Genomic DNA, 14,268 nt, shown 5'->3' on the forward strand with positions numbered 1-14,268 from the left:
CACTCATTTAAGTCTGCCCCCCAATGAGTGCAATGAGTAGGGATAGAAAAAGGCCCGGGTGCCGTGGCATCCGGGCCTTTGCTAGCAACTTAACTGTTGCGGGCAGCTTAGAACTTGTGGCCGCACTTCTTGCAGACGCGCAGCTTGTTCTTGCCGTCCTTCTCGTGACCGACGCGGGTAACCTTACCGCACTCGGGGCAAACGAGATTGACGTTGGAGGCGTCGATGGGAGCCTCCTGCGAAACGATGCCGCCCTGCTGGTTGGCAGCGTTGGGCTTGACGGCCTTCTTGACGACCGAAACGCCCTCGACAACGACCTTGTTCTCGGCGGGGAGAGCACGCAGGACAACGCCCTGCTTGCCGCGATCCTTACCAGAGAGAACCTGGACCTTATCGCCCTTCTTGATATACATATATCTCCCCTAACTACAGGGTCTCGGGAGCGAGCGAGACGATCTTCATGTACTTCTTGTCACGAAGCTCGCGAGCGACGGGCCCGAAGATACGGGTGCCGACGGGCGAACCATCGTTGTTGATGACAACGCAGGCGTTCTCATCAAAGCGAATGTAGGAGCCATCCTTGCGGCGGATCTCCTTAACGGTGCGAACGACGACGCAACGGACAACGTCCTTCTTCTTGACGTTGGCGCCAGGGGTAGCCTCCTGGACAGCACCGATGAACACATCGCCGATGCCTGCATAACGACGCTTGGAACCGCCAAGCACCTTGATGCAGCGAATCTTGCGAGCGCCGGAGTTGTCGGCGACGTTCAGCATGGTTTGCATCTGAATCATGGTAGATGTTCCTCCGAACTAAGAACCGAAGAGAGGTGCGCAGCCTTTATACGACCCGTGGTATGCAAGCCAGGCATACGCACATCTTCGGAAACGTACAAGTCGTATGAGCGACTGCTTATTTAGCGCGCTCGACGACCTCGATGAGGCGCCAACGCTTCATCTTGGACATAGGACGGGTCTCCATAACGCGGACGGTGTCGCCCACGCCAGCCGTGCACTCCTCGTCGTGAGCGTGCAGCTTCTTGGAGCTGGTCATCATCTTGCCGTACTTAGGGTGACGCTTGCGCTCGGTGATGGTGACAACGATGGTCTTGGCACCGGAGACGGAGGTAACGACACCCGTACGGACCTTACGCGAGTTACGCGAATCAGTCATGTTCTCTCCTTAGGTCCTACTCGGCGACAGCGGACTTCTCCGCTGCGATCTCGCGGGCGCGCTGCTCCGTGAGGACGCGAGCGATGTCCTTCTTCACGGTGTTGACGCGAGCGGTGTTGTCCAGCTGGCTGGTGGCCATCTGGAAACGAAGGTTAAAGAGCTCGGCGCGCATTTCCTTCAGCTTCTCAACGAGCTGAGCGTCCGAGAGCTCACGAATCTCTGCGGGCTTCATTAGTTCTCCTCCTTGGCGGCGGCGGCGTCCTCAGCAGCCCACTTGGCCTCGAGAGCGGCCTCCTCAGCCATCTCCTTCTCGATGCGCTGCTCAGCGTTCTTAGCAGCAACAATCTTGGTCTTGATGGGGAGCTTGTGCTGCGCAAGACGCAGAGCCTCGCGAGCGACCTCCTCGGGAACACCCTTGACCTCGAACATGATGCGGCCGGGCTTGACGACGGCCACCCACTCCTCGGGGTTACCCTTACCAGAACCCATGCGAGTCTCGGCAGGCTTCTTGGTGATGGGCTTATCGGGGAAGATCGTGATGTAGACACGACCGCCACGCTTCATGTAGCGGGTCATGGCAATACGAGCGGCCTCGATCTGACGGTTGGTGATCCAATGTGCCTCGAGAGCCTGGATACCAAACTCGCCGAAATGCAGCTCGGTATTACCCTTGGCCTGGCCCTTCATGGAGCCACGCTGCACCTTGCGGTGAAGAATACGCTTAGGGGCAAGCACTACTGACCCCTCCTCTCGGAGTTACGACGACGAGGACGGGAAGAGCCCTCGAGTGCAGGGTTGGGAACAGGCTGGCCCGGGAGCTTCTCGCCCAGGTAGATCCAGACCTTCACGCCGCAAGCGCCCATGGTGGTGCTGGCGACAGCCGTGCCGTAGTCGATCTTGGCACGGAGGGTGTGCAGAGGCACGCGACCCTCGCGGTACCACTCACGACGGCCCATCTCGGCACCGCCGAGACGACCGGAGCACTGGATACGGATGCCCTTAGCGCCGGCCTTGCGGGCAGACTGGACAGCCTTGCGCATAGCGCGACGGAAGGCAACGCGGCCCTCGAGCTGCTCGGCGATAGACTGAGCAACGAGGTTGGCGTCGAGCTCGGGGCGCTTGATCTCGACAACGTCGACGGAGAGCTGGCCCTTGGAGACGCCAGCGACCTTCTCGAGCTCGGTGCGGAGGGTATCGATCTCGGCACCCTTCTTACCGATGACAACGCCGGGGCGAGCGGTGAGGATGATGACCTTCACCTTGTCGCCAGCGCGCTCGATCTCTACGCGGGAGACAGCTGCGCGGGAAAGACGCTTCTCGAGGTACTTGCGAATCTCGAGATCGTTACCGAGGGTCTTAGCGTAATCCTTCTCTGCGAACCAGCGGGAGCGCCAGTTCTCGGTGATGCCAAGACGGAAGCCGGTGGGGTAGACTTTCTGACCCATACAGCTTTACGCCTCCTTTCGAGGAGCAACGACGACGGTGATGTGGGAAGTACGCTTCAGAATGCGAGAAGCGGAACCCTTGGCGCGGGGACGGATGCGCTTAAGCGTCGGACCCTCGTCAACATAGGCAGCGGCGACAACCAGGTTGTCGGCACGCAGACCGTTGTTGTTCTCGGCGTTCGCAACGGCGGAACGGAGAACCTTCTCGACATCCACGGCGACGGCGCGGTCGCAGAAGTGGAGGATGTCGAAGGCCTGAGCGACAGGCTTGCGGCGGATCAGATCGACCACCAGGCGGGCCTTGCTGGGGGAAACACGCACGTACTTAGCGACGGCGCGAACCTCGGTGGCCTCAGTTTCAATAGACTTAGTTGCCATTTACGGTTAACCCCCTATTTGGCCTTGTGGCCACGGAACGTACGAGTCGGCGCGAACTCGCCGAGCTTGTGACCAACCATGGACTCGGTAACATACACGGGCACATGCTTGCGGCCGTCGTGGACGGCGATGGTGTGACCAACCATCTCGGGGAAGATGGTGGACGCGCGGGACCAGGTCTTCACGACGTCCTTCTTGCCAGCCTCGTTCATCGCGGTGATACGCGAGAGAAGGCGAGTCTCCACGAACGGGCCCTTTTTGAGACTTCTGCTCATAAGTGCTTTCTCCTAAAACTCGGTATCCGAAATTACTTCTTACGGCGACGAATGATGTGCTGGTTCGAGACCTTCTTCTTCTTGCGCGTACGAAGGCCCTTCGTCGGCTTACCCCAGGGGGTAACAGAGGGACGACCAGAGGTGTGGTTCTTGCCCTCGCCACCGCCGTGCGGGTGGTCGACAGGGTTCATGACGGTACCGCGGACGGTCGGGCGCACGTTCATGTGACGCTTACGGCCGGCCTTGCCGATGACGATGTTGGCGTGATCGGCGTTGCCGACCTCACCGACGGTGGCGCGGCAGGTAACGAGGATGCGGCGCATCTCGGAGGAAGGCATACGGACGATAGCGTACTTGCCCTCCTTACCCATCAGCTGGCAGGAGTTACCGGCGGAACGGGCGATAGCAGCGCCCTTGCCCGGCTGGAACTCGACGGCGTGGATGAGCGTACCGACGGGGATGTCGGCGAGGGGCAGAGCGTTGCCCGGCTTGATGTCGGCGTCAGAACCGGACATGATGGTCTGACCGACCTCGAGGCCCTTGGGGGCCAGGATGTAGCGCTTCTCACCGTCAGCGTAGTGCAGCAGAGCGATGCGAGCGGAACGGTTCGGATCGTACTCGATCGTGGCAACCTTGGCGGGCACGCCGTCCTTGTTGCGCTTGAAGTCGATCACGCGGTAACGACGCTTCACGCCGCCGCCCTGGTGGCGGGTGGTGATGCGGCCGTTGTTGTTACGACCGGCCTTCTTGGGCAGGGGCTCGAGAAGAGACTTCTCGGGCTTGGTGCAGGTGATCTCAGAGAAATCGGAGATCGTCTGCCAACGCCTACCAGCGGAGGTCGGCTTAAGGTGCTTTACAGCCATTACAATCCCTTTCAATAGGAATCCGTTAGCCATCGCAGACAGGGATTCGAGGTTCTGCCTCGGGTGCGATGACACCGGACGTATACACGGTTCCGGGCGTGTCCATTTTATACGCCCGAAACCTTGAGCTCTCGCCTCCCCTATTTGGGAGGCATGAGCTCACTCAACAGCAGCGAGTCTTAGGCCTGGTTGCCAAAGACCTCGATGGTGTCGCCCTCGGCCAGCGTGACGATGGCCTTCTTCCAAGAACGGGTCTTGCCGGCGACATAGCGCACGCGCTTGGTCTTGGGCTTGACCGTCAAGGTGTTCACGCGAACGACCTTGACGCCGAAGATCTCCTCGACAGCGTCCTTGATCTGATACTTGTTAGCATCCTTGGCGACCTCGAACGTGTACTTGTTCTGCTCCATGCCGGAGAAGGAACGCTCGGACACGATCGGACGGATGATGATCTCGTGGGCGGTCATTTATGCAAGCACCTCCCCGAAGTGAGCGGCGATGTCGGCGGGCATCAGCACAGCGTTGTTGTTGACGAGATCGTAGGTGTTGGCCTCGTCAGCGGTGATGATGAACGTCTTGGGAATATTGCGGAACGACAGGTAGGCGTTGACGTCCTCATCGCGAACGATGATGGTCAGACGCTTGCCCTCAAGGCCGAGAGCCTTGAGCATGGCGACGGCAGCCTTGGTGGAAGGCTTCTCGAAGCCGTAGTCGTCGACGAGCACGAGCTCGCCATCGGCCAGCTTGGCGGACAGCGCGGAGCGCATAGCCAGCTTGACCTCCTTGTTGTTCATACGCTTAGCGTAGGAACGGGGCTTGGGGGCGAAGACAACGCCACCGTGACGCCACTGGGCAGCACGGATGGAACCCTGGCGGGCACGGCCGGTGCCCTTCTGACGCCAAGGCTTCTTGCCGCCACCGGAAACCTCAGAGCGACCCTTAGCAGACTGGGTGCCCTGACGCCAAGAGGCCATCTGGCACTTGACGATGTGGTGCATAACGTGGATGTTCGGCTCGATGCCGTACACCTCAGCGGCGAGCTCGGCCTCGGCGACCTTCTTGCCCTCGCTGTTCTTTACTTCAAACTTTGCCATTTAAGTGTTCTCCTTGGTATGACGCTGGGCTAAATGGGCTGGGCCCTTAGGCCATACGGATGGCGACGAGACCATTCTTGGCACCCGGGACAGCGCCCTTGACCAAGATGAGGTTCTGCTCGGCATCGATGCGGACAACGGAAAGGTTCTTGACGGTAACGCGCTCGTTACCCATGTGACCGGCCATCTTGACGCCCTTGAGGACGCGCGCAGGATAGGCGCACTGACCGATAGAACCGGGGTGACGCTGGAAGTGAGAACCATGCGTCATAGGACCGCGGCGCTGACCCCAGCGCTTGATGCGACCCTGGAAGCCCTTACCCTTGGAGGTACCGATGACGTCGACCTTCTCGACATCAGCGAAATCAGCGACGGTGACGACCTCGCCGACCTTGTGCTCCTCGCCGTTCTCGACGCGGACCTCACGAAGGAAACGGACAGGCTCGACGCCAGCCTTGGCGAAGTGACCAGCCATGGGCTTGTTCACGTTCTTGGCCTTGATGTCGCCGAAACCGATCTGGACGGCGTCATAGCCGTCGGTTGCCTGAGTTTTAACCTGCGAGACAGCGCAGGGGCCAGCCTGGATGACCGTGACGGGAACGACGTTATCGTTCTCGTCCCAAACCTGGGTCATGCCAATCTTGCGGCCGAGAATCATGCTGATCAAGATATGATCCCAACTCTCGCGTGGTCTTGGGACAATGCGTACACCACCGAGCGTACGCCCCTAGAGGACCACTACTTACACGACGTGCTCCCCAGCCTTGTATTGTGTCCGAACTACCTGACAACCCTATTAAGCAGGCATTTTGTCCAGCCAGAATACTCCCCTGGTTTCACACAGCTGTTTAGTATACACGGCTGCGGGCGTATCCATCGAGATTCATATTTCACTCACATTGTTTACGCAGGTAAAGTGCGTGGATGGCTCCCGAGCACGGCGGAGGGCCGGTGAAATATATTAAGGTCCCTGCTCTACAGTCCTGCGCAAGACGGAGAGCACATTAAGTGCTCTCCTTTGCGTGCGGAACTCGCGATGCCCTTAATATATTTCACCGGCCCTCCGCCGTGCTCGGGAGACGACACGTTGATGTCTGCTTAACTCTGCTCGCTCAGGCTAATGACTTTGTTGGGGATCCACTATTTGTTGGAGGGTGAACTTGCATTGATGTGGTTCGCCTTCTGCTTGTGGCGTGAACTCTTCAAAATCAAAAATCATGATGGCGCAGTTGGGAAGTTTTGCTGGGAGTTTGAAGTCCTCTGGAGCGGCGGCTTTGATGAATTGGCGGCTGGCGCTGCCGTGGCTTACTGCTAGGAGGGTTTCGATGCCCTCGGCGCCCATGAGATTGGTGAGGGTGGCTACCATGCGCTCCTGCAGGGCATGACTTCCTTCTCCTCCGAAGGGGACCAGGTCCTCGCCCGGGTCCCAGACGTCGGTGGGCAGGGCGTCGTGGGGGCCTTCTTCGAAGGTGCCGTAGCTGCGCTCGATGATGCCTTCGCAGGGCTCGACTGCTGCGTCCGGGCCAAGGAGTTCGGTAGCGACGAGCTGAGCTGTGTCCATGGCCCGGCCTAAGGGCGAAGAGACCACTTTATCCGGGAAGACACCGTGGGCTTTGAGCCATGCGGCTGCCGTCCGTGCCTGCTGACGGCCCAGGTCGGTCAGCGGTGAATCGCAGCGGCCCTGGACCAGCTTTTTAACGTTAAATTCCGTCTGACCGTGGCGGAGTAGATACAGCTTCGTCATGCTCTCCCCTTCTGCTTCAGTTACCTTGCCGGCACAGCCCTACTCGTGGGTATGGCCGACATAGTCCTCGTCGATCGTGATCTTGGCGACCGACTTGGGATATTCCGATTCGACCCTCTGGGCCAACGCGTTTTTGAGCTCATCGGCTCCCATGCCCAAATCCGAGGGTCGCACGCAGTCAAAAATCACATTGGTGTGCGTGGGGCCCGGTACGCAACGCAAGTCGTGAATCGAAAGGCGGCTATCAATCTCCTGAGCCATGGCGTTGATGCGCAGGCGCATGCTCGCCACTTTGGTGTCGTCGGTCACGATGGGGTCGTAATGGAGCGTGACGATCATGCCTTCTTCGTTTCTAAACGACTGCTCGATGTTATCGAGCGTGTCGTGGCTTTCCAGCGGGCTGGTCTCGGCTGCCATCTCGGCGTGGGCGCTCGCAAACTTCCTGCCCGGACCGTAATCGTGCACCATCAGGTCGTGGACGCCCAAAACGCCAGGATAGCTCATGATCTTATCTCGGATATGCTTGACCAGTTTGGGGTCGGGCGCCTGGCCCAAAAGCGGGCTCACCGTATCCTGGATAAGCTCAAAGCCGCTCCAGCCAATATAGGCGCCAACGGCAAGTCCAACCCATGCATCAAGATTGACATGCGTCACCTGTGAAATAATCGCGCATACCAGCACAGCGCCCGTGGCAAGGACATCGTTCTTGGAATCCTGAGCGGTCGCATGCAGTGTCTCGGACTCAATGCGATCGCCGAGCTTTTGGTTGAGGGCCGCCATCCACAGCTTTACGACCATCGAAAGCACTAGAACCGCCACCAGAGCAAGCGAGAACTCGACAGGCTCGGGGTTGATAATTCGCTCCACCGAGGACTTCACCAGCTCAACACCAATCAGCAGCACGAGCGCTGCCACGACCAGACCCGAGAGATACTCGTAGCGGCCATGGCCGTAAGGATGCTCGGGGTCTGCTGGCTTGCCCGCCAGCTTAAAGCCCAGCACGCTCACGATGTTCGAGCTGGCGTCGGACAGGTTGTTCATGGCATCCGCCACGATCGAAACCGATCCCGACAGCACACCGATTGCGCCCTTCGCAGCGCAAAGTGCCACATTGGCAAGAATGCACACCATGCCCGTCAACGTGCCCACACGTGCACGGTCGCCCTGCGCTCGTTTAACAATCCACTCGACCATCTCTACCTGCCCCCAACAGCTTTACTCATACACCGTTTGTCGAATAGCTCAGTAGTGTAGACCCTTTACCCCATCGATACAAAAAAGGCCGCAACCCAAAGGGCTGCGGCCTTATCAATCGTGCGATCGAGCAAAAAACTTAGAGCTTGATGTCGATGTCGACGCCAGCGGGGAGGTCGAGACGCATAAGCGAATCAACGGTGCCCGAGGTGGGGTCGAGGATGTCGATGAGACGCTTGTGGGTGCGCATCTCGAACTGCTCACGGGAGTCCTTGTTCACGTGCGGCGAGCGGATAACCGTGTACAGGTTGCGCTCGGTGGGCAGGGGGACAGGACCGGAAACGCGAGCGCCGGTCTTCTGAGCGGTCTCGACGATGAGCTTCGCGGACTGATCGACGACCTCGTGATCATAGCCCTTGAGGCGAATGCGGATCTTCTGGGTAGCCAACTTAAACCTCCAAAGAGTGCGAGAGATGTTCTCGCGGATTACGTAACAGGGAGCTCGAACTTAGGCGTTCTTGCTCATGACCTCGTCCACGATGGACTTGGGCGCGGGCTCATAAGAGTCGAACTGCATCGTGTAGGATGCACGGCCCTGGGTCTGGGAGCGAAGATCGGTAGCGTAACCGAACATCTCGCCCAGCGGCACCTTGGCACGGATGAGCTTGCTGTTCTTGCGATCCTCCATGCCCTCGATCTTGCCGCGGCGACCGGAGAGGTTGCCCATAACGTCGCCCATGTACTGCTCGGGGGTCTCGACCTCGACAGCCATGATCGGCTCGAGCAGCTGCGGATCGGACTTCTTGAGGGCGTCCTTGATAGCCATGGAACCGGCGATCTTGAAGGCGGCCTCGGAGGAGTCGACCTCGTGGTAAGAACCGTCGAACAGGGTGACCTTAACGTCGAGGACCGGGAAGCCGGCGATAACACCGGTGTTCAGGGCCTCCTGGATGCCCTTGTCGATGGACGGGATGTACTCCTTGGGCACGACGCCGCCGACGATAGCGTTGACGAACTCGTAGCCGAAGCCCTCCTCCATCTTCTCGAGCTTGATGACGGCGTGGCCATACTGACCGCGACCGCCGGACTGACGGACGAACTTGCCCTCAGCCTTCTCGACGTCGTGACCAGCGGTCTCGCGGTAGGCAACCTGGGGCTTACCAACGTTAGCGTCAACCTTGAACTCGCGGAGCAGACGGTCGACGATGATCTCGAGGTGCAGCTCGCCCATGCCGGCGATGATGGTCTGGCCGGTCTCGTGGTTAGTGGACACCTGGAAGGTCGGGTCCTCCTCGGCGAGCTTGGTCAGAGCCAGGGACATCTTGTCCTGCTCGGCCTTGGTCTTGGGCTCGATGGCAACGTCGATAACGGGCTTAGCGAACTCGATCTTCTCGAGGACGATCTCCTTGCCCTCGGCGCACAGGGTGTCACCGGTGGTGGAGTTCTTGAAGCCGACGCAAGCGACGATGTCGCCAGCGGCAGCGTCGTCACGGTCGATACGCTCGGCGGCGTTCATCTCGAGGATGCGGCCGAGGCGCTCGCGCTGACCGTTGGAAGCGTTGACCACATAGGAGCCGGACTCGGCACGGCCGGAGTAAACGCGGACGTAGGTGAGCTTACCGACGAACGGGTCGGTCATGATCTTGAAGACCAGGCCGGAGAAGGGCTCGTCAAAGGAAGGATGACGCTGAATCTCCTCGCCGGTGTCCGGATCGGTACCGGTGACGGCCTCAACGTCGAGCGGGCTGGGCAGGTAGTCGACGACAGCGTCGAGCAGCTCCTGGACGCCTTTGTTCTTGTAGGCGGAGCCCACGAAGACGAGGTTGAGCTCGTTGGCCAGAACGCCCTTACGCAGAGCAGCCTTGAGCTCCTCGACGGTGAAGTCCTCCTCCATGAGGATCTTCTCCATGAGCTCGTCGTCAAAGCTGGCAGCAGCGTCGAGGAGCTCCTCGCGCTTGGTGGCAGCGATGTCGGCGAACTCAGCCGGGATCTCGTCCATCGGCTCGGGGTAGGTCATGCCCTTCTCGTCGGCCTTGAAGTCCCATGCAGTCATGGTGACCAGGTCGATGACGCCCCAGAAGTTGTCCTCGGCGCCCATCGGGACCTGAGCGGCCACGGCGTTAGCGTCGAGACGATCCTTCATGGTCTCGATAGCGTTGAAGAAGTCAGCGCCCACGCGGTCATACTTGTTGATGAAGGCGATGCGGGGAACGTTGAAGGTAGAAGCCTGACGCCAAACGGTCTCAGACTGGGGCTGAACGCCGGCAACGGCGTCGAAGACGGCGACAGCGCCATCGAGGACGCGCAGGCAGCGCTCGACCTCGGCGGTGAAGTCAACGTGGCCCGGGGTGTCGATGATCTGGATGCGGTAGTCCTTGCCGTCCTTGTTCCAGAAGCAGGTGGTAGCAGCGGAGGTAATGGTTACGCCGCGCTCCTGCTCCTGAACCATCCAGTCCATGGTGGCAGCGCCCTCATGGACCTCACCGATCTTGTGGGTCTTACCGGTGTAGTAAAGAATACGCTCGGTCGTGGTGGTCTTACCGGCATCGATGTGGGCCATGATGCCGATGTTACGGGTATCGGAAAGCTTGTACTTAGGCTTAGCCATGTTAGTTCCTTACCTTAACTTACCAACGATAGTGAGAGAACGCGCGGTTGGCCTCGGCCATCTTGAAGACGTCCTCACGCTTCTTGACGGAAGCGCCCAGGCCGTTGGAAGCGTCGAGGATCTCGTTGGCGAGACGCTCGGCCATGGTCTTCTCCTTGCGAGCGCGGGAGAAGTTGACGATCCAGCGGATACCCAGAGCGGTGGAACGACGGGAGTTGACCTCCATCGGGACCTGATAGGTAGCGCCGCCGACACGCTTGGGCTTAACCTCGAGCGTGGGCTTGACGTTGTCCATAGCCTTCTTGAAGGTAGCGAGAGCGTCGCCACCCTCAGACTTCTCGGCAACGATCTCGAAAGCGGTGTAAACGATGCGCTCAGCGGTGGCCTTCTTGCCGTCAAGAAGGACCTTGTTGATGAGCTGAGTCACCAGGCGGTTGTTGTAAACGGCGTCAGGCTGAACCTCACGACGATTAGCTGCTGCACGACGCGGCATGTGAAATCTCCTTAAGTGTCTACCGTGCGGCGCTTAGGCGGCACACGGCGAAAGTATCAAAACGTTATCTGGCTTATTTAGCCTTGGGGCGCTTAGCACCGTACTTGGAACGGGCCTGCATACGGTTCTGGACCGGAGCAGCGTCGTAGGCGCCACGGATGACGTGATAACGGACACCAGGGAGGTCACGGACACGACCGCCGCGGACGAGCACGATGGAGTGCTCCTGCAGGTTGTGGCCCTCACCCGGGATGTAAGCAGTAACTTCGATGCCGTTGACAAGGCGAACACGGGCAACCTTACGAAGAGCCGAGTTCGGCTTCTTGGGGCTCGTGGTGAAGACGCGGGTGCACACGCCGCGCTTCTGGGAGTTGTGCTGCAGAGCAGCGTTCTTGGACTTCTTGGGCACGGAACGACGGCCCTGGCGAACCAGCTGGTTAATAGTAGGCAAAGCGTACTCCTTCTCGAATGATTCCAGCTTTCTGTAAAGTGCAACGGCTTGAATCGAGGGGTCAGCATCCCCCTACGAAACACGCAGTTCGATAGGATACGTGGCGTTAGCTGTGCCGTCAACAGACCACGCCGCCGGGCGTATCCCAAAATTGGCACATTTCCGCAAAGCCTACACAAAAGGAATCCCCTCCTGTGCACGGGGGCGGATTCCCGGCCCGGGCGGCCCGCCGTTTAAGTTTGCTGCTCTACAGTCCTGCGCAAGACGGAAAGCACATTAAGTGCTTTCCTTTGCGTGCGGAACTCGCGACAAACTTAAACGGCGGGCCGCCCGGGCCGGGAATCCGACGTGCTCGTCGGGGCAACGTTACCTGCCAAAAAGGGAAAGGTTTGTTTTGGTCGGTTTTATCTGCGGAAACGTCGCGCTCCAGCGGTGATCCGCCCTCATCTGTCATAGGGAAATCGGTGGCGCTTTCGGAAGTATGCGGCAAATTCTGGACCTGCCGAGCACGCCGGGGTTTTGCGATAATAAACCCGCAGGTAGAGCGCTTGAGTATATGCGGTGTGGTCGGCCCATCGAGATTTTGCCGCATACTTCCGAAATTCAGGCGAATATCGCTCAAAATAACCGTCCATATAACGCAAAATAGGCCGCTTCCCCTAGTGGGAAGCGGCCTCAAGTCTTACGAGTAGACGATGGTAAAGGGTACTTCTGTTTCGGTCTCTCCTGTTGATGTGCACCTCGTTCCCTCAAGGGTTACCGATACAACCTGATCGACATTGATGAGCCTTGCCGGAACCCAGATGTTCTCTCCGCTATTGCGCGCCATCGAAACATAGAAATTGAACGCCCCTGCGTCGTCATCTTCGATAATCTGCTCCGATCCATCCTTGTAGGTAACCGTCAACTTCTTCGTGACTGCGTCAATGCCCAGATCATCGATGTGCGTCTGGATGGAAAACGGGCTGATCTCGAGAGGCGAGTCATCGGAGCGGAGTTCCTTAGTATCGACGTACGCTCCAACGCTAAACTCGGGCGTCGATGCCTCGAACGGCTTCGCATCCTCTCCTTCGCCCTCGGTCCACGAGATATTCCAGGTGACCGCATGTTGAAAACCTCGCTCGCGATCCATAGAAGCAAAGTACATCGTGCCATTAATGACAGTATCGCTTGATGTGTCCTTATCAATGGTGCAGCGTGTATCAGCCCATTCCTCGCCGAAGTTCATGCTGGGTGTACCGATGCCTTGTTCTTCTTCACCATAGAGAACAAGTTCGCCTGTCTCTGCTGCCGGCTTGTAGTAGTTAACACCATTTGGATTGGACAGCGTAAACGTCACAGCACCGCAGCCGTTTTGGTCGATAGCCATATCATGAATGTCGAGTGTATAGCCGTTGCCCTCGACGGACAGATTGACCTTCTGTACTGAACCCTCCAAGCTTTGGGGCGCGATACCATCACCAAACTCTCTGGTGTAGGTATATTTAGTCCCCGACGAGCCACCTTGAGTCCAGGTAACGGACTCTCCGTTGCCATGGTTTCCCCAGGCAGAGGCAAAATAACTGGAATTGACAACAGCGTAGGCGACCCCTCCGGTCGCCAGCACTCCGGCAAGACATCCGATTACGGCAACATACAGAGGCTTCGCGTGACCCTTTCGGCGAAGAGGCTCGCCAGCAACGGCATAAAGAACACGGTCAGCAAGATCGCTATCGGCTTGGACGGACTCGAAGGCCTGCTTGATCTGGTTGGATTTCACGGTCGCCCTCCTCTAGGATGAATTTGAGCTTCGATCGACCGCGAGCTAAACGCGTTCGAACGGTCGCGGCTGGCACATGCAGTAACTCGGCAATTTCTGAAGTCGAGAAGCCCAGATAGTAATAGAGCACGATAGGAATACGGAATCGCTCCGGAAGTCGCATAACGTCTGACAGGACCGCCTTGGTCTCCTCCTGCGCCGTCGAAAGCGAATCGGCCAGATTCTCAATATCCTCCACGCGCCTCCACGGCTTTCGAAAGAGAGATTTACATTCATTGATCGTGACCCGGATAAGCCATCGACGAAGATGCTCCCAGTTTTCAAATTGCGCGTCGCTTTTGAGCAACTTAAGAAAGACGTCTTGAGCGACATCGTCGGCGTCAGCGCGATCACGCAGATACGTCAATGCGATCCGAAACACGACATCCCGGTGGTCTTCGACCGCCTGTCTAAAAGCTTGTTCTTCCATAATCACCTCCCGGTGACGCTGATGGTTCTTGATGAGGTCCTCACCATAGATACGCTTTGGCCGAACGAAATGTTTCAAATTCAAGTAGGAAAAACCTACCAAAATTAATCCGTCCCTTTTTGGCAAAAGGAATCCCCTTCTGTGCGCGGGGGCAGATTCCCGGAACGGGCCGCCCGCTGTTTAAGTTTGCTGCTCTACAGTCCTGCGCAAGACGGAAAGCACATTAAGTGCTTTCCTTTGCGTGCGGAACTCGCGACAAACTTAAACAGCGGGCGGCCCGTTCCGGGAATCCGACGTACTCGTCGGGGCAACGTTCCTCAT

At 58.5% G+C, this 14,268-nt stretch carries 19 protein-coding genes and 1 pseudogene; all 20 read right to left on the reverse strand.

The genetic code is table 11. The features are described 5' to 3' along the window. Positions 1-107 precede the first annotated feature (107 nt). The 20 genes and pseudogenes from rplX to DW211_RS06820 all read right to left on the reverse strand — a co-directional run bounded on the left by rplX (position 108) and on the right by DW211_RS06820 (position 13,947). The gene (gene rplX / locus DW211_RS06725) at positions 108-413 is read right to left on the reverse strand and encodes a 50S ribosomal protein L24 (RefSeq protein WP_006235043.1); all 306 of its coding nucleotides are present in this window, start codon (positions 411-413) and stop codon (positions 108-110) included. 13 nt (positions 414-426) lie between these two features. Then, positions 427-795 (reverse strand): 50S ribosomal protein L14, encoded by a 369-nt coding sequence (gene rplN / locus DW211_RS06730; RefSeq protein ID WP_006235041.1) that lies wholly within the window; start codon positions 793-795, stop codon positions 427-429. Between the two features lie 118 nt (positions 796-913). Beyond that, positions 914-1,174: a 30S ribosomal protein S17 gene (gene rpsQ, locus DW211_RS06735; protein ID WP_006235040.1), complete on the reverse strand. Its 261-nt coding sequence runs from the start codon at positions 1,172-1,174 to the stop codon at positions 914-916. A gap of 16 nt (positions 1,175-1,190) precedes the next feature. Then, positions 1,191-1,406, reverse strand: a complete 216-nt coding sequence (rpmC, locus tag DW211_RS06740) for a 50S ribosomal protein L29 (RefSeq protein ID WP_006235039.1) — start codon at positions 1,404-1,406, stop codon at positions 1,191-1,193. 107 nt (positions 1,407-1,513) lie between these two features. Beyond that, positions 1,514-1,909, reverse strand: a pseudogene (rplP, locus tag DW211_RS06745) (50S ribosomal protein L16); the annotation flags it as partial. Further along, the gene (rpsC, locus tag DW211_RS06750) at positions 1,909-2,619 is read right to left on the reverse strand and encodes a 30S ribosomal protein S3 (protein ID WP_006235037.1); all 711 of its coding nucleotides are present in this window, start codon (positions 2,617-2,619) and stop codon (positions 1,909-1,911) included. The gene rpsC and the pseudogene rplP, both read right to left, overlap by 1 nt. Positions 2,620-2,625: 6 nt before the next feature. Continuing rightward, a complete protein-coding gene (gene rplV, locus DW211_RS06755) occupies positions 2,626-2,997 on the reverse strand; it encodes a 50S ribosomal protein L22 (protein ID WP_006235036.1) in 372 nt (123 codons plus the stop codon). A gap of 14 nt (positions 2,998-3,011) precedes the next feature. After that, positions 3,012-3,272, reverse strand: a complete 261-nt coding sequence (gene rpsS, locus DW211_RS06760) for a 30S ribosomal protein S19 (protein WP_006235035.1) — start codon at positions 3,270-3,272, stop codon at positions 3,012-3,014. 32 nt (positions 3,273-3,304) lie between these two features. Continuing rightward, positions 3,305-4,135, reverse strand: a complete 831-nt coding sequence (gene rplB / locus DW211_RS06765; protein WP_055250219.1) for a 50S ribosomal protein L2 — start codon at positions 4,133-4,135, stop codon at positions 3,305-3,307. Between the two features lie 179 nt (positions 4,136-4,314). Next, positions 4,315-4,602 carry a 50S ribosomal protein L23 gene (gene rplW, locus DW211_RS06770; RefSeq protein WP_006235033.1) on the reverse strand — a complete coding sequence of 96 codons (288 nt, stop codon included), beginning with the start codon at positions 4,600-4,602 and terminating at the stop codon, positions 4,315-4,317. Continuing rightward, a complete protein-coding gene (rplD, locus tag DW211_RS06775) occupies positions 4,603-5,229 on the reverse strand; it encodes a 50S ribosomal protein L4 (protein ID WP_006235032.1) in 627 nt (208 codons plus the stop codon). It lies immediately after the preceding gene. A gap of 46 nt (positions 5,230-5,275) precedes the next feature. Next, positions 5,276-5,896, reverse strand: coding sequence for a 50S ribosomal protein L3 (rplC, locus tag DW211_RS06780; RefSeq protein WP_089572481.1), 621 nt, complete (start codon positions 5,894-5,896; stop codon positions 5,276-5,278). A gap of 450 nt (positions 5,897-6,346) precedes the next feature. Then, a complete protein-coding gene (locus tag DW211_RS06785) occupies positions 6,347-6,973 on the reverse strand; it encodes a histidine phosphatase family protein (protein ID WP_118259977.1) in 627 nt (208 codons plus the stop codon). 39 nt (positions 6,974-7,012) lie between these two features. Then, on the reverse strand, positions 7,013-8,167 hold the full coding sequence (locus tag DW211_RS06790) for a cation diffusion facilitator family transporter (RefSeq protein ID WP_118259978.1): 1,155 nt from the start codon (positions 8,165-8,167) through the stop codon (positions 7,013-7,015). 139 nt (positions 8,168-8,306) lie between these two features. Next, positions 8,307-8,615 carry a 30S ribosomal protein S10 gene (rpsJ, locus tag DW211_RS06795; RefSeq protein WP_022094184.1) on the reverse strand — a complete coding sequence of 103 codons (309 nt, stop codon included), beginning with the start codon at positions 8,613-8,615 and terminating at the stop codon, positions 8,307-8,309. A 60-nt stretch (positions 8,616-8,675) separates the two neighbouring features. Beyond that, positions 8,676-10,775, reverse strand: a complete 2,100-nt coding sequence (gene fusA, locus DW211_RS06800) for an elongation factor G (RefSeq protein ID WP_022094183.1) — start codon at positions 10,773-10,775, stop codon at positions 8,676-8,678. A 19-nt stretch (positions 10,776-10,794) separates the two neighbouring features. Next, positions 10,795-11,268 carry a 30S ribosomal protein S7 gene (rpsG, locus tag DW211_RS06805; RefSeq protein ID WP_006235013.1) on the reverse strand — a complete coding sequence of 158 codons (474 nt, stop codon included), beginning with the start codon at positions 11,266-11,268 and terminating at the stop codon, positions 10,795-10,797. A 73-nt stretch (positions 11,269-11,341) separates the two neighbouring features. Further along, positions 11,342-11,719 carry a 30S ribosomal protein S12 gene (rpsL, locus tag DW211_RS06810; protein WP_006235012.1) on the reverse strand — a complete coding sequence of 126 codons (378 nt, stop codon included), beginning with the start codon at positions 11,717-11,719 and terminating at the stop codon, positions 11,342-11,344. A 682-nt stretch (positions 11,720-12,401) separates the two neighbouring features. Beyond that, positions 12,402-13,478: a DUF4179 domain-containing protein gene (locus DW211_RS06815; RefSeq protein WP_118259980.1), complete on the reverse strand. Its 1,077-nt coding sequence runs from the start codon at positions 13,476-13,478 to the stop codon at positions 12,402-12,404. Beyond that, the gene (locus DW211_RS06820) at positions 13,429-13,947 is read right to left on the reverse strand and encodes an RNA polymerase sigma factor (RefSeq protein WP_187364957.1); all 519 of its coding nucleotides are present in this window, start codon (positions 13,945-13,947) and stop codon (positions 13,429-13,431) included. Before DW211_RS06820 ends, DW211_RS06815 begins: the two co-directional genes overlap by 50 nt. Positions 13,948-14,268: the final 321 nt, after the last annotated feature.

It is taken from the genome of Collinsella sp. AM18-10 (assembly GCF_003471585.1).
Lineage (GTDB): Bacteria > Actinomycetota > Coriobacteriia > Coriobacteriales > Coriobacteriaceae > Collinsella.